The organism is Nonomuraea insulae, assembly GCF_042656245.1.
The window spans coordinates 189,369-203,784 of sequence record NZ_JBHSPA010000011.1 but is presented as its reverse complement, the minus strand read 5'-3'; the positions used below and the strand labels follow the sequence as shown (position 1 = coordinate 203,784).

12 protein-coding genes are annotated in these 14,416 nt (G+C 72.3%); 5 read left to right on the top strand and 7 right to left on the bottom strand.

Annotation, left to right across the window (positions count from 1 at the left end):
- Positions 1 to 61 precede the first annotated feature (61 nt).
- Positions 62 to 511: a (2Fe-2S)-binding protein gene (locus ACFPZ3_RS08360; RefSeq protein ID WP_379513387.1), complete on the top strand. Its 450-nt coding sequence runs from the start codon at positions 62 to 64 to the stop codon at positions 509 to 511.
- The gene (locus tag ACFPZ3_RS08355) at positions 508 to 2,739 is read left to right on the top strand and encodes a molybdopterin cofactor-binding domain-containing protein (protein ID WP_379513386.1); all 2,232 of its coding nucleotides are present in this window, start codon (positions 508 to 510) and stop codon (positions 2,737 to 2,739) included. The genes ACFPZ3_RS08360 and ACFPZ3_RS08355 overlap by 4 nt, the downstream gene beginning before the upstream one ends.
- 60 nt (positions 2,740 to 2,799) lie before the next feature.
- Here ACFPZ3_RS08355 and ACFPZ3_RS08350 read toward each other — a convergent pair whose 3' ends face one another.
- The 7 genes from ACFPZ3_RS08350 to ACFPZ3_RS08320 are packed head-to-tail and all read right to left on the bottom strand — an operon-like array spanning position 2,800 to position 10,571.
- A complete protein-coding gene (locus ACFPZ3_RS08350) occupies positions 2,800 to 4,038 on the bottom strand; it encodes a M24 family metallopeptidase (RefSeq protein ID WP_379513385.1) in 1,239 nt (412 codons plus the stop codon).
- Complete coding sequence (locus ACFPZ3_RS08345; protein ID WP_379513384.1) at positions 4,035 to 4,946, bottom strand: NAD(P)-dependent oxidoreductase; 912 nt, start codon at positions 4,944 to 4,946, stop codon at positions 4,035 to 4,037. The genes ACFPZ3_RS08350 and ACFPZ3_RS08345 overlap by 4 nt, the downstream gene beginning before the upstream one ends.
- The gene (locus tag ACFPZ3_RS08340) at positions 4,943 to 6,013 is read right to left on the bottom strand and encodes an alpha/beta hydrolase family protein (protein ID WP_379513383.1); all 1,071 of its coding nucleotides are present in this window, start codon (positions 6,011 to 6,013) and stop codon (positions 4,943 to 4,945) included. Before ACFPZ3_RS08340 ends, ACFPZ3_RS08345 begins: the two co-directional genes overlap by 4 nt.
- The gene (locus ACFPZ3_RS08335) at positions 5,950 to 6,726 is read right to left on the bottom strand and encodes an ABC transporter ATP-binding protein (RefSeq protein ID WP_379513382.1); all 777 of its coding nucleotides are present in this window, start codon (positions 6,724 to 6,726) and stop codon (positions 5,950 to 5,952) included. The genes ACFPZ3_RS08340 and ACFPZ3_RS08335 overlap by 64 nt, the downstream gene beginning before the upstream one ends.
- Entirely contained in the window at positions 6,727 to 8,472 is a 1,746-nt protein-coding gene (locus tag ACFPZ3_RS08330) for a branched-chain amino acid ABC transporter ATP-binding protein/permease (RefSeq protein WP_379513381.1), read from the bottom strand. It lies immediately after the preceding gene.
- Positions 8,469 to 9,347: a branched-chain amino acid ABC transporter permease gene (locus tag ACFPZ3_RS08325; protein ID WP_379513380.1), complete on the bottom strand. Its 879-nt coding sequence runs from the start codon at positions 9,345 to 9,347 to the stop codon at positions 8,469 to 8,471. The genes ACFPZ3_RS08330 and ACFPZ3_RS08325 overlap by 4 nt, the downstream gene beginning before the upstream one ends.
- Before the next feature lie 3 nt (positions 9,348 to 9,350).
- Positions 9,351 to 10,571, bottom strand: coding sequence for an amino acid ABC transporter substrate-binding protein (locus ACFPZ3_RS08320; protein WP_379513379.1), 1,221 nt, complete (start codon positions 10,569 to 10,571; stop codon positions 9,351 to 9,353).
- 134 nt (positions 10,572 to 10,705) lie between these two features.
- Between ACFPZ3_RS08320 and ACFPZ3_RS08315 the strand changes: the two genes are divergently transcribed.
- The 3 genes from ACFPZ3_RS08315 (at position 10,706) to ACFPZ3_RS08305 (ending at position 14,408) form a co-directional block, all read left to right on the top strand.
- Complete coding sequence (locus ACFPZ3_RS08315; protein ID WP_379513378.1) at positions 10,706 to 11,743, top strand: ABC transporter substrate-binding protein; 1,038 nt, start codon at positions 10,706 to 10,708, stop codon at positions 11,741 to 11,743.
- Positions 11,740 to 12,765 (top strand): LacI family DNA-binding transcriptional regulator, encoded by a 1,026-nt coding sequence (locus ACFPZ3_RS08310; RefSeq protein ID WP_379513377.1) that lies wholly within the window; start codon positions 11,740 to 11,742, stop codon positions 12,763 to 12,765. The genes ACFPZ3_RS08315 and ACFPZ3_RS08310 overlap by 4 nt, the downstream gene beginning before the upstream one ends.
- A gap of 83 nt (positions 12,766 to 12,848) precedes the next feature.
- On the top strand, positions 12,849 to 14,408 hold the full coding sequence (locus ACFPZ3_RS08305) for a multicopper oxidase family protein (RefSeq protein ID WP_379513376.1): 1,560 nt from the start codon (positions 12,849 to 12,851) through the stop codon (positions 14,406 to 14,408).
- Positions 14,409 to 14,416 lie beyond the last annotated feature (8 nt).

Genomic DNA, 14,416 nt, shown 5'->3' with positions numbered 1-14,416 from the left:
AAGAGGTGAGCGCGTTTCGGCTCGGGCATAGGCTGGTTCGGATCAGACGTGGAGTTGTCGAATGGTTCCTCTGACCGTGAACGGCAATGCGGTGGAGGCCCGGTCCGATCCCGGGACCCCGCTGCTCGATGTGTTGCGCGGCGAGCTCGGCCTGGTGGGCACGCGGTTCGGGTGCGGGGCGGGGTTGTGCGGGGCCTGCTTCGTGCTGGTCGACGGGCGGGTCACGGCCTCCTGCGACACGCCGCTGTCGGCCGTCGAGGGGCGGGAGGTGGTGACGGTCGAAGGGCTCGCCGACGGGGATGAGCCGCATCCGGTGCAGCGGGCCGTGCTGGAGGAGCAGGCGGGGCAGTGCGGCTACTGCCTGTCGGGGATCATGATCAGCGCCGCCGCCCTGCTGGCCGCCGATCCCCGGCCGGACGAGGAGGCCGTGGTGGCCGCTCTGGATCGCAACCTGTGCCGGTGCGGCGTGCACCGCCGCGTGGTCCGCGCCGTCCTCAAGGCGGCCGAGTGAGCCCGGTCGAGCCGGACCCGCAGACGCCGGTCGCGGCGGGGTCCGGTGCGGCCGTCCTGGTTCGGGCCGATGGGGTGATCCTGGTGCGGGCCGGGAAGGTTGAGCTCGGGCAGGGGGTGCTCACCGCGCTGGCCCAGATCGCGGCCGACGCGCTGGGAGCCGACCTGGGGCAGGTGCGCATGCTGGCCGCCCGTACCGGTGCGGGGCCGGACGAGGGGTTCACGGCGGGAAGCAGGTCCATCTCCCACTCGGGCCCGTTGCTCCGGGAGGCGTGCGCCCAGGTCCGCGCCGCCTGCACCGCCGAGGCCGCCCGCCGCTGGGGCGTCTCCCCGGCCGAGGTGACGGTACGACGGGGAGAGTTCCGCTGCGGCCTCCTGACCACCACCTACGCCGCCCTCGCCACCCCACCACCCGCCCCTGCCCCATCCGCCACCGCCGCGCCATCCACTCCCGCGCCGCCCACTCCCGCGCCATCCACTTCCGCGCCATCCACTTCCGTGCCATCCACTTCCGCGCCATCCACCTCCGCGCCATCCACCTCCGCGCCATCCACCTCCGCGCCGCCCGCTTTCAGCCCACCCGACGCGACGCAGGCCGATCCGGCGCAGGTGGCGCGGGCCGAGGGGCCGGTGTTCGTGGGGGTGAGTGTGCCCCGGCTGGACCTGCCCGACAAGGTGGCCGGGCGGCCCCGGTTCATCCATGATCTCCGCCTGGAAGGCCTGCTCTACGGACGTGTCCTGCGCCCGCCCTCCCCCGCAGCCCGCCTCCGCCACCTCGCCCCCACCCCCGGCCTGCGCGTGGTCAGGGACGGCTCGTTCCTGGGCGTGCTGGCCGAGACCGAGCCGGAGGCCGACCGCGCCCTCGCCCGCCTCGGCAAGGCCGCCGCGTGGGACGAACGCGACACCCTGCCCGACGAGCACGACCTGCCCGCCTTCCTCCGCCGGGGCCCGCACGAGACCGTCCACGTACGGGAAGCGACCGGAGCCAGGCCGCGGGGCGAAGTGCGCGGCGCCACCTACAGCAGGCCGTTCATCGCGCACGCCTCGATCGCCCCGAGCTGCGCCGCCGCCCGCTGGAACCGGGACGGCACCCTGGAGGTCTGGAGCCACACCCAGGGCGTGCACCCGCTCAGGAAGGCCCTCGCCCAGATCCTGGACCATGACCGCATCGAGGTGCGCCACGTGGAGGGCGCGGGATGCTACGGCCACAACGCCGCCGACGACGTGGCGCTGGACGCGGCCCTGCTGGCCCGCGCCGCCGGCGGCAGGCCGGTGCAGGTGCGGTGGAGCAGGCGGGACGAGCTGACGTGGGCGCCGTTCGGCTCGGCCATGTCGGTGGACGTGGCGGCGGTGGTGGACGAGGCGGGCCTGGTGCGCTCGTGGGAGTACGACGTGTGGAGCCAGGGCCACGTCAGCCGCCCGGGGTACGCCGGAGTGCCCGGCCTGCTCGCCGGAGCCCACCTGGAACACCCGTGGACGTACCCGCCGGCCGCCGAGCCGCCGGCGCAGGCGGGTGGGGGGATGACGCGCAACGCGGAGCCCATCTACGACTTCCCGCGGATGGAGGTGACCGGCCACAGGCTGCTGGAGACGCCGATCCGCTCGTCGTCGCTGCGCTCGCTGGGGGCGTTCATGAACGTGTTCGCGATCGAGTCGTTCATGGACGAGCTGGCCCAGGCCGCGGGCATGGACCCGCTGGCGTACCGGCTGGCCCACCTGAGCGACCCCCGGGCGCGCGAGGTGTTGCGGCGGGCCACCACCGCGGCCGGTTGGGGCGGGCCCGGGCTGGGGCTGGGGTTCGCCAGGTACAAGGGCGTGGGCGCCTACTGCGCGGCCGTGGCGGAGGTGGAGGCGGAGCACGACGTACGGGTGCGCCGCCTGACCATCGCCGTGGACGTCGGCCAGGTCGTCAACCCCGACGGCGTACGCAACCAGATCGAGGGCGGCGCCACCCAGGCGACGAGCTGGACGCTGAAGGAGCGGGTGCGGTTCGACCGTCGCGCGATCACCAGCGGCGACTGGGAGAGCTACCCCATCCTGCGCTTCTCGGAGGCGCCGGAGGTGGCGGTGGAGCTGGTCGAGCACCCAGGCACGCCCTCTCTCGGCGCGGGCGAGGCGGCCCAGGGCCCGGTGGCGGCGGCCATCGCGAACGCGCTCGCCGCGACGCTCGGCGCCCGGGTCAGGGACCTCCCGCTGGACAGGGAAGCCGTGATCAACGCGATCCGGTAGCCGGACTCGGCGGGCTCAGCGGGCTCAGCGGGCTCGGCGGGCTCGGCGGGCTCGGCGGGCTCAGTAGGCGTTGGCGACGACCAGGTCCTGCGCGGGGAACAGGGTCAGCACCCGGCACCCGTCCGGCGTCACCACGACCTCCTCCTCGATCCTCGCCGCCGAGAACCCGTCGCTCGCCGGACAGTACGTCTCCAGCGCGAACACCATCCCGGCCCGCAGCTCGACCGGCTCCCGCATGCTGTTGAGCCGCGAGATGATCGGCCGCTCATGCAGCCCCAGCCCCAGCCCATGCCCGAACTGCAGCCCGAAGGCCGCCATCTCGTCCTCGAACCCGAACTCGGCGGCCTCGGGCCACACCGCGGCCACCTGGTCGGTCCCGACGCCGGGCTTGATCATCCCGATGGAGGCGTCCATCCACTCCCGGGCCTTGCCGTACGCCTCCCGCTGGGCGGCGGTCGCGCTCCCCACCCCGAATGTGCGGTAGTAACACGTCCGATAGCCGTTGTAGGAGTGGATGATGTCGAAGAAGGCCTGGTCACCGGGGCGGATGAGCCGATCGGAGAAGTTGTGCGGATGCGGGTTGCACCGCTCACCGCTCACCGCGTTGACCGCCTCCACCTGATCGGAGCCCATCTCGTAGAGCCGCTTGTTGACGAGGGCGACGATCTCGTTCTCCCGTACGCCGGGTTTCAGCGCCTCCATGACGTCCTGGTAGACGCCGTCCACCATGGCGGCCGCCTGGGTCAGCAGCATGATCTCGTCGGGCGACTTGATGACGCGGGCGTCCAGCATGAGCTGCTGGCAGTCCACCACCGCGAGCCCCTGCCGTTGCATCTCGAACAGGAACGGCGGCTCCACGATGTCCACGCCCACGGGCGCGCCGTCCAGCCCGGCCTCGCCGAGCAGGCCCTTGATCTGGCGTACGGCGTCGGCCATCAGCCCGGCGCTGGGGGCGATGGCGCCGCGCAGGCCCAGCATGCCCGCGTGGCAGTCGGCGGGGTCCAGCCACGGGCTGTGGAGGCGGTGGTGGCGGGCGGCGGAGCCGAAGTCCCAGAGTCTGGGCGAGCGGTCGCGGGTGAGCAGGGCGTACCTGGTCATCTTGTCGCCGAGGGCGCCGCCGATCCAGGTCTGGGTGACGTACCGGATGTTGTAGAAGTCGAACAGCAGGAACGCGCCGCACGCGCTGCCGTCGAGGGCGGCGCGGGCGCGGCCGAGACGGTATGACCTGAGGCGGTCGAAGTCGACCCGCTGCTCGTAGTCGACCCCCATGTGGCCAGGAGCGGGAAGCGGGCCGGTCATGAGGCGAGCCCGTCGTCCACGGGAACGTCCTCGGGCTTGAGCTCCAGGCCGGAGGCGGCGGCCTGCAGGTCGAGCAGGATGGCGAAGTCCTCGCCGGTCCTGCCGGTGCCGACGGCGGCCTGGACGAGTTGCGCGGTGAGCGCGGTGACCGGCATGGGCACGTCCAGGGCGCGGGCGGCGGACAGGCCCAGGTCGAAGTCCTTGCGCAGCAGGACCGGGGTGAACGTGGGCGTGTAGTCGAGGTGCACGAACGCGGGCGACTTGTACCGGGTGAACGCCGAGCCGACCACGCTGTCGTTGAGGAACTCCAGGAAGGCGTGCCGGGGCACCCCGCCCTTCTCGGCCAGCACGGTGATCTCGGCGAGCGTCTGGGTGACGACGCCGAGCAGCAGGTTGTGCGCGATCTTCACCAGGCGGGCGGTCTCGCCCTCGCCCACGTACGTGGCGGACCGGCCAAGGTGAGCCAGCAGCCCGGCCACGCGGTCGTAGGTCTCCCGCGGCCCCGAGCAGACGATGCCGAGCAGTCCCGCGCGCACCACCTTGCCGTTGCCGCTGACCGGCGCGGCCAGGAACTCCGTGCCGGCGCGCGCGCAGGCCTCGCGGGCGGCGGCCGACGCCTCCGGGGAGATCGTGGAGCAGTCCACGACCACGCCGGGCCCGCCGCCGTCGTCGAGGAGTTCGCCGAGCACCTGCGTGAGGTCGTCGGAGGTGGCGACCATGGTGAAGACGACGTCGCGGTCGCGCAGCCCGGCGATCGTGTCGGAGACGTGCGCGCCGTGCTCGCGCAGCGGCTCCGCCTTGGCCCGCGTACGGTTCCACACGGCCACGTCCACGCCCGCCGCCGCCAGCCGCGCGGCCATGGGGAAGCCCATGCGCCCGGTGCCGATCCAGCCTGCTGTCTGAGTCATCCTGTTTCGCCTTTCAGCCGCTGGGCCAGCCAGTCGGCGGTGTACGGACGGTGCCAGGGGGCGCGGTCGGCGCAGCCGTGGTTGCCCTCTTCGATCATGAGCAGCTCGCTGTCCCCGCCTGCCGCGGTGGCCAGCCGCTCGGCCTGCCGCCAGGGGATGAGCCGGTCCCTGCGCCCGAACACGACCAGCAGCGGCGCGGTGATCGCCGCCGCCGAGCCCTCCATGGTCAGCGTGTAGGCGATGCGCCTGGCCTCCTCCTCGGAGGCCGCCCCGGCCCGGACGCGGAAGGTGTCCCTGGTCAGCTCGGGCAGGCCCGACCAGCAGTCGCCGAAGTCGTACGGCCCGGCGAGGGCCACGCACGCCTTGACCCGGTGGCGCTCGGCCGCCGCCACCCGGGGCGCGTAGTATCCGCCCAAACTGACCCCCCACACCCCCAGCCTGGCCGCGTCGATCCCCGGCTCGGCGGCCAGCGCGTCGAGCAGCGCCTTGCCGGGCTGGGACCAGTCGCCCCTGATCGGCAGGTCGTACTCGGCCTCCCCCTGCCCCGGCCCGTCCACCGCGAACGTGGCCAGCCCGCGCTCCAGGAAGAGCTGCTCGACCACCCCGTGCTCCTCCTTGGCCGAGTCCAGCCCGGACAACATGAGCACCGCCGGATGCGGTCCGGGTCCCGGGGGCAGCCGGAGGATCCCGGCGAGCGTCGCGCCCTCGAAGCCGATCTCGACCCGCCGCCCTGGCGGGGACAGGTGCGGCAGGGCGTCGTCGAGGCAGGCCACGGCGCGCAGGTGGGCGCGGCGCATCTGGTCGTGGTCGGCCACGAAGACGAACTTGGCGAAGTGGAAGTAGAGCGCGGCCTGCGCCAGATGACGGCCCGCCGACAGGTGCCGGCCGGTGGCCAGCGCCTGCCGGCCCAGCTTCTCGTGCTCTTCCGCCACCGACGACCAGGCGGCGCACCAGTCGTCCCAGACGTCCAGGCCACGCGTGACGCGCTCGAAGTCGGAGACGGTCACGCCGTTGGCGGTGAACCGGGGTCCCCAGTGCGCGATGGCGGAAGCGACTCGCTCGTCCACCGTGTGTCACCTCCCAGGTAGAGCGACGCGATCTCGGGGTTGTCCCGTACGGCGGCGGCCGTGCCGGTCAGGCGTACCCTGCCGCCCTCCATCACCACGCCGTGCGTGGCCAGGCCGAGGCCGAGCCGGACGTTCTGCTCGACCAGCAGCACGGTGGCGCCGGCCCCGTTGAGGTCGTGGATGACCTCGGCCACGCCGGCCAGGGCGCGCGGGTCCAGGCCGAGCGACGGCTCGTCGAGCAGGATGAGCCGGGGGTCGAGCATGAGGCAGCGGGCGATCTCGACCATGCGCCGCTGGCCGCCGCTGAGGTTGCCGGCGTGGTCGCGGGCGCGCTCCGCGACGATGGGCAGGCGTTCGCGCACCTGGTCGAGGCGTTCGCGCAGCAGTTTCTTGTCCCTGCGGATGAGGTAGCCGCCCATGAGCACGTTCTCCTGCACGGACATGGCGGGGAACAGGGCGTGCGACTGCGGCACCTGGGCGATGCCGCGGCGCAGGATCTCGTCGGGCGGGCGCCCGCCGATGGGCGCGCCGTCCATGCGGACCTCGCCCTCGGTGGGGGCGAGCAGGCCGCTGATGACGCGCAGGACGGTCGACTTGCCCGCGCCGTTCGGGCCGACCACGCAGGTGATCGTGCGTTCGGCGCACTCCAGGTCCACGCCGCGCAGCACGCTGCCGCCGCCGTAGCCCGCCACCACCGCCTTGAGCTGCAACATCTATCTCACCGCCGGCGTCCAGTCGGTCCCCAGGTACGCCTCCAGCACCGCCGGGTCCTCCCTGACGCGCCCAGGCGGCCCCTCGGCGATCACCCGGCCGCCCGCCAGCACCGCCACCGGGTCGCACAGGTCCAGCACGAGCGGGATGTTGTGCTCGACGACGAGGAAGGTGACGCCGGCCGCGTTGAGGTCGCGGATGACGCCGGTGATGTGGCCCAGCAGGGTCGGGTTCACGCCGCCGGCGGGCTCGTCGAGCAGGATCAGCTTGGGCTCCAGCATCAGGACCTGGGCCAGCTCGACCAGTTTGCGCTGCCCGTACGACAACGCGCCCGCCCGCTGGTCGGCGAAGCGGCCGAGGCCGACGAGGTCGAGCAGGTCGCGGGCGCGGTCGGCCTCGTGGCCGCGTACGGCGTCGGCCCACATCGTCCGCCAGCGGGAGTCGGCCAGCGGGGCGACCACGTTCTCCCGTACCGTCATGTCGTCGAACAGCCGGGTCATCTGGTATGACCGCCCCAGCCCGAGATGGCAGCGCCGCCACGGCCGCAGCCCGTCCACGCGCCGCCCGTCGAACCAGATCTCCCCCGAGTCGGCGGGCAGCCCGCCGGTGACGAGGTTGAACAGCGTGGTCTTGCCCGACCCGTTCGGCCCGATCAGCGCCGTGATCGTGCCCTGGCGCACGTCGAGCGAGACGTCGTCCACCGCGACCAGGCCGCCGAACCGCTTGGACACGCCCCGGAGCGACAGCAGCACCTCGCCGGGCGCGGGCACGGCCGGCACCCGTTCGCGCACCGACGCGACCTGCGCGATGTGCTCGACGGGGGCGGGACGCCGGCTCCACAGGGTCGGCAGCAGGCCCTTGGGCAGGAACAACACCACCAGCACCAGCGCGCCGCCGAACAGCAGCACCCGCGACTGCACGCCGCCCGCGTAGACCGTGGCCGCCTCGCTGAGCAGGTTGACGGCGAACGCGCCGATCACCGGGCCGTACAGCGTGCCGCGCCCGCCCGCCAGCGCGGCCAGCACGATCGTGACGCTGCCGAGGATGGCGAAGGAGCCGACCGGGTTGATGAAGGTCAGGTAGTAGGCGTAGACGCCGCCGGCGACGCCGATGAAGAAGGCGCTGGCCGCGTACGCGACGATCTTGAAGCGGGTGGTGTCCACGCCGATGGAGGCGGCCTTGCCCTCGTCCTCCCTGATCGCCACCAGCCCCGTGCCGAACTTGGTGCGCCTGATCCACGCGCTGAACGCCACCGTCAGCACCAGCAGCAGCAGGAAGGCGTAGTAGAAGGGGATGTTCTGGAAGTCGCGGTGCCAGAACGGCAGCTCCAGCGTGATCCCGTCGGAGCCGCGCGTCAGGCCCCTGGAGTTGACCGCGACGATCTGCGCGGCCAGGAGCATCGCGATCGTGATGATCACGAACGCGTGGCCGCGCGTCCTGAGCACGACCGAGCCGATCAGCACCGCGACGACCGCCGCGACCACGCCGCCGAGCGGCGCGACCAGCAGCGGGTTGACGCCCCACCGCAGGGCGAGGATGCCCACGGTGTACGACCCCACGCCCAGGAACATGCTGTGCCCGAGCGAGATGTACCCGGCGTACCCGGAGATGATGTTCCAGCTCGTGGCCTGGATCGCCAGCAGGAACCCGAGCAGCAGCACCGCCTGCGGGTAGGGCTGCCACGGGTTGACCACGGGATAGACCAGCAGCGCGACCAGGCACGCCGCCGCCACGAGATGGCCCCTCATGCCGCGTCCTCCCGTACCCGCGTCCCGAACAGTCCCTGCGGCCTGACCAGCAGCACTGCCATGATCACCAGGTAGAACACGAGGGTGGACCAGCCGAGAGAGCCGTACGTCGCGGTCAGCGTCTCGGCCAGCCCCAGGATCACCGCCCCCGCCACCGCGCCGGGCAGGCTGCCCAGCCCGCCGAGCACCACGATCCCGAGCAGCCGCGAGATCCACTCGTAGTGCGAGGCGGGAAAGAACGGATACAAGACCGACAGGATCGACCCGCCGACCCCGGCCGTGGCGCTGCCGATCGCGAACGCCAGCGCCGCCGTGCCCGCCGCGCCCACCCCCACCAGCGCGGCACCGGCCGGGTTCTGCGTGGCCGCCCTGATCGCCCGCCCGGTCCAGGTGCGGTTGAGCACGTAGTACAGGACCGCCAGCACGCCCATCGCCGCCGCGAACCCGTACACCTGCGCCTTCGGCAGCGCCACCGCACCGACCCGGAAGGACTCCTCGAAATACGACGGGCTCGCCGACTTGAACTTGTTGCCCGCGGTGAGGTTCAGCACCCCCTCGATGACCAGCGCGAACCCGAACGTCAGCAGCACCGACATCGACGCCGGCGCCCCCCGGATCCGCGAGATCAGCAGCCGGTAGGACACCCATCCGAACCCGAACATCATCGGCGTCGTCACCACCGACGCCACGATCGGATCGATCCCGGTCCGGTTCCAGAGCCACCACGTCACCATCGCCACCAGCACCAGGAACGCGCCCTGCGCGACGTTGATGATCCGCATCACCCCGAAGATCAGCGTCAGCCCCGACGCCATCAACGCGTAGACCCCGCCGATCAGCAGGCCCAGCACGATCGCCTGGAGGAAGTGCGCCATCGCTCACTTCCAGCCGGGCTTGGGGTTCACCACGGTCTTCACGGTCGCCAGATCGGGCGGCCCGACCACCTCGACCTTGCCGCCCTGCCACTGGGCCAGCAGGAAGCTGCCCTCGGGCTCGCCGTTGTCCTTCCAGCTCAGCGGGCCGAGCAGGGTCGGCACGGTGTTCGCGTGCAGCCAGTCCTTGATCTTGTCCTGGTCGATCGCGCCGACCGCCCCCACAGCGGCCTGGAGCACCTGCGCGGCGGCGAAAGCGTCCGCGGCGTCCTCGGCGGGCGCCGCGTCGTGCGCCTTCCTGTACGCGGCCACGAACTCGGCGTTCAGCGGCGTGGTCGCCTTCTCGTTCCAGCTCACCGTGTAGAAGACGCCCTCGGTGTTGTCCAGGCCGACGCCGTCGCTGTACTGGCTGGAGTTGCTCGGCGCGGAGGTCTGGAAGAGCATCTTCGGCGAGAACCCGAGCTGCTTGAGCGAGCGCACCATGCCCACCCCGTCCTCGAACACCGCGCCCTGCGCCACCAGGTCGGGCTTCCTGCTGGCCAGCGTGCCGGCCACGCTCTGGAAGTTCGTGGTGTCGGCCGGGTAGACGTCGCTGTAGAGCGTCTTCACGCCCAGCGCTTCGAGCTGCGCCTGCATCGACTTGATGACCGGCAGCGCGAACGGGTCGTCCTGGCTCGGGTAGGCGGCCGACTTGGGCCTGGCGTCCTCCGGCAGCGACTTGACCCAGTTCACGAACACGTCGGCCTGGTGGGGGGCGGTGGCGGGCTGGGCGAAGAAGAGATAGTCGAAGCCCCGCGAGAACATGTCCGGCGCGCCGCCCGCCGGCTCCACGAACACCATGCGGTTCTTCTCGGCCACGGCGGAGGCCGGGTAGTTCAGCAGCGAGGAGAACGTGCCCAGCAGCAGGTCCACCTTGTCCTGCGTGATCAGCTTCGTATAGTCGGCGACCACGGTGTCCTGGTTGCTGGCGTCATCGACGATCTTCAGCTCCACTTTCCTGCCCAGCACGCCGCCCTTGGCGTTCACCATGTCCCGCCAGATCTCGTAGCCCCGTTTGGCCTCGCCGCCCGGCTGGGCGAAGTCGCCGGTCAGGGGAAGGGAGACGCCGATCACGACGGGCTCGCTCGTCCCGCTCGCCCGCGTCTCCGACGGTCGTTGCCCGCACGCCGTCAACGCCAGCACGACGGCCATCGTCGCCGCCAGGGGTGCGCGTTCTCTGGGGGTCATGAGCTCTCCTCGGCCGATGCTTTCATCGCATCCCCCGCAAACGATTGCGTTGGCTTGGAGCATCCGTTTCAATGCAGTTACTGTCAAGGGGTTGATCCGGGTTGGTGCAAACGAGTGCACACACGGGAGTGGCTGTGGGGACGATGGCGGCGGGAAAGGCCGGGCGGCGGCCGCTGACGGTGGGCGCGTTCAGCCCGTCGGTGTTGCTGCGCACCGGCCGCCGCCTCGGCCTGGTCGGCCCGGACGTCGCCGAGACGGCCGTCGCCTCCTCCCCCGCCCAGTTCGCCGCCCTCCTCGACGGGACGATCGACGCCGCGCTGACCAGCCCCGACAACGTCATCGCCTACCGCTTCGTGCCGGGCAACCCGCTCGGCAGGACCGCCGACGTGCGGATCGTCTCCGCCGTGGATCGCGGCCTCGGCCTGGCCCTCTACGCCCGTCCAGGGGTGTCGTCGGCGGCCGGGCTGAAGGGCGAGGTGATCGGGGTGGACGTGCCGGACTCGGGGTTCGCGTTCGCGCTCTACGCCGCGCTCGAAGCGCTCGGCCTGAGGCCAGGCGACTACCGTACGGTCGCGCTCGGATCCACACCCCGCCGCCTGGAGGCGCTGCTGGGTGGCGGCTGCGCGGCGACCATGCTCAACGCGGGCGCCGACCTGCGCGCCCAGGAGGCGGGGGCGGTGCGGCTGGCCGGGGTGCCGCGCCCCTACCTGGGCACGGTGCTGTGCTCCCTCGGCGGCGACCCCGCCGTCCGGGCCCTGGCGGACGACCTGCGCGCGACGGCCCTGGCGATCCTCGCCGGCGAGGCCGACACCGTCGCCACCGAGGAGGCCGCCGAGGCGCTGCGCCTGCCGGAGGCCGCCGCGACACGCTACCTCGACCGGCTGAAGGACCCCGACGAGGGCCTGGTCGCCGACGGCCTGGCGGACGTGGAGTCGCTGTCCACGGTCCTCGGCCTCAGACGCCGCTACGGCGACGCCCCCACCGGCGACCTGCTCAACCGCGGCCTGCTCGACCCCGACCCCACCGACCCCAGCCCCATCGGCCTTAGTCCGACCGACCCTGGTCCGACCGACCCTGGTCCGACCGACCCTGGTCCGACCGACCCTGGTCCGACCAACCCCGACCCGACCAACCCCGGCCCCTCCGACCGGGGAGACGGTCGCGGACGATGAGCAACCCCAATCCGGCGCCCACGCTCCGCGATGTCGCCGAGGCCGCCGGCGTGCACACCGCCACGGCCTCGCGCGCCCTCAACCCGAAGACCCGCCAGCAGATCAGCGCGGAGACGGCCCGCCGTGTCATGCGGGCCGCCCAGGCGCTCGGCTACCAGCCCAACTCGGCGGCCCGCAGCCTCAAGACCTCCCGCTCCAGCACGGTCGGCCTGGTCATCCCCGACCTCACCAACCCGCTGTTCCCGCCGATCGTGCGCGGCGTGGAGAGCGTGCTGGAGTCCGACGGCTACAACGTCTGGATCGTCAACACCGACAACGACGACGAACGCGAGCGCGCCCAGATCGAGTCGCTCCGCTCCCGCCAGGTCGAGGGCCTCATCGTCGCCACCGCCCGCCTGGAGCACCCGCTGCTGCGGCGGCTGCACCAGCAGGGCGTCACCATGGTCCTGATCAACCGCCAGGTCGAGGACCTGAGCATCCCCGCCGTCACGGGCGACGACGCCACGGGCGTGGCCGCCGCCGTGGACCATCTGGTGCGCCTCGGCCACACCAGGATCGCCCACCTGTCGGGCCCCCTCACCACCTCCACCGGCAGGGTGCGCGCCCAAGCCTTCCGCCACGCCGTACGCGACCACGGCCTGCCCGACGACCTCGTGATCGAGTGCGCCCGCTGGAGCGAGGAGGACGGCGCGACGGCCATGCGGGAGCTGCTGGCCGGCGAGGCTCAGTTCACCGCGATCATGGCGGGCAACGACCTCATCGCGCTCGGCTGCTACGACGTCTTCGCGGAACGCGGCATCTCCTGCCCGGACGACGTGAGCGTGATCGGCTTCAACGACATGCCGTTCCTGGACAAACTCCGCCCCCCGCTGACGACGGTCGCGGTGCCGCACCACGAGCTGGGCGCGGAGGCCGCGCGCATGCTCCTGGACTGCATCGACCAGCCGGCCCGCCCGGCCCGCTCGCTCCTGCTGCCGGTGACCCTCGTCGTCCGCGGCTCCACGGCCGCACCACGCTCCTGACCGCCTTGGGTTGATCATCAGCGTGGCGCACCGCTTTCGCGATCACTCTCCGTTACCTTGCCAGGTGGATGGGGGGATCTGTTATGAATGGTTCGGCATGGTCGTCGGTGTCCCGCAGGCTGTTCGTCACCGGCATGTTCGCCGCCCTGGGCACCGCCCCGGCGAGCGCCGTCGCGGCACGACCGCCCGGTGGCGTGCTGCTCCGGGCTCGTCCTGCCACGGTCTCGCTGGGCAAGCGCGACGTCTCCACCTGGGCCTACGACGACATCTTGCCCGGCCCGCTCATCGAGGCCACGGCGGGCGGCGTCGTACGCGCCAGGCTGATCAACGACCTGCCCGCGCCGACCACCGTGCACTGGCACGGCATCAGGATCGACCCCCGGATGGACGGCGCGCCCGGCTACACCCAGCCGCCCACCCAGCCGGGAGGAACGTTCGACTACGTGTTCAGGGTCCCCGACGCCGGCACGTACTTCTACCACTCGCACGTCGGCATGCAGAACGACCGCGGCCTGTACGGGCCGCTCATCGTGGCGGACCCGCACGAGCCCCTCGGGTACGACCAGGAGGTCACGGTCGTGCTCGACGACTGGCTGGACGGCGTCGCCGGCACCCCCGACGACGCGCTCAAGCGGCTGAACGCCTCCACCGCGCACGACGACACCATGCGCAGCGCGGTGCTCGGCGGGGTGACGGGCGAGTTGCGCCACTCGTACTACCTGGTCAACGGCCGGATGTCGGCCGCGCCCGCGACGTTCCTGAGCCGTCCTGGGCGGCGGGTCAGGTTCCGGGTGATCAACGCCGCCGCCGACACGGCGTTCCGCGTCGCGCTCGGCGGCCACCGCCTGACCGTCACCCACACCGACGGCTTCCCCTGCGCGCCCGTCACCGTGGACACGGCCCTGATCGGCATGGGCGAGCGCTACGACTTCCTCGTCACGCTGGACTCGGGGGCGTTCCCGCTGGTGGCGATGGCGGAGGGCAAGAGCGGGCGCGCCTTCGCGGTGGTACGCACCGCGCGCTCGGCCGTCACGCCGCCGACGAACGTCGAGGTCCCGCAGCTCAACGGACGTCGGCTGAAATATCAGGACCTCGACGCCCGCCGCGCCGACTACCTCCGCCCACCCTCACGGACCGTCACCGTCAAGCTCGGCATGCGCCCGTCCGGCAATGAGTGGACTCTCAACGACCGCCTCGCCGCAGACCCGCTGCGGGTGCGCGTGGACCGGGGCGAAACGGTCAGGATCGTCCTGGACAACCAGTCGCCCATGTGGCATCCGATGCACCTGCACGGCCACACCTTCCAGCTCCGCGTGTCAGGGCAGCGCGGCCCGCGCAAGGACACGGTCAACATCCTGCCCCGCGAGCGCCTCAACATCGACGTGCACGCCGACAACCCCGGCGAGTGGATGTTCCACTGCCACAACCTCTACCACCAGGAGCAGGGCATGATGGGCGTCCTCGGCTACGGCCCGCCCAAACCAGGCACCACCCACGCCGCCCACACCGGACAGGCCACCCACGCAGCCCACACCGGACGTGCCGGACAGGCCACCCACGCCGGACATGCCGGACACCGTCCTGACCGCCCCGACCGTCCTGCCCCTCGGCCCCGCACCTCCTCGCACGGCTCCGGCCACTGAACGCCGGG

Excerpts from the sequence above, each read along its gene's own strand:
- ACFPZ3_RS08360 (WP_379513387.1), top strand. The coding sequence starts at position 62 with ATGGTTCCTCTGACCGTGAACGGCAATGCGGTGGAGGCCCGGTCCGAT.
- ACFPZ3_RS08350 (WP_379513385.1), bottom strand. The coding sequence starts at position 4,038 with ATGACCGGCCCGCTTCCCGCTCCTGGCCACATGGGGGTCGACTACGAG.
- ACFPZ3_RS08345 (WP_379513384.1), bottom strand. The coding sequence starts at position 4,946 with ATGACTCAGACAGCAGGCTGGATCGGCACCGGGCGCATGGGCTTCCCC.
- ACFPZ3_RS08335 (WP_379513382.1), bottom strand. The coding sequence starts at position 6,726 with ATGTTGCAGCTCAAGGCGGTGGTGGCGGGCTACGGCGGCGGCAGCGTG.
- ACFPZ3_RS08330 (WP_379513381.1), bottom strand. The coding sequence starts at position 8,472 with ATGAGGGGCCATCTCGTGGCGGCGGCGTGCCTGGTCGCGCTGCTGGTC.
- ACFPZ3_RS08325 (WP_379513380.1), bottom strand. The coding sequence starts at position 9,347 with ATGGCGCACTTCCTCCAGGCGATCGTGCTGGGCCTGCTGATCGGCGGG.
- ACFPZ3_RS08320 (WP_379513379.1), bottom strand. The coding sequence starts at position 10,571 with ATGACCCCCAGAGAACGCGCACCCCTGGCGGCGACGATGGCCGTCGTG.
- ACFPZ3_RS08310 (WP_379513377.1), top strand. The coding sequence starts at position 11,740 with ATGAGCAACCCCAATCCGGCGCCCACGCTCCGCGATGTCGCCGAGGCC.
- ACFPZ3_RS08305 (WP_379513376.1), top strand. The coding sequence starts at position 12,849 with ATGAATGGTTCGGCATGGTCGTCGGTGTCCCGCAGGCTGTTCGTCACC.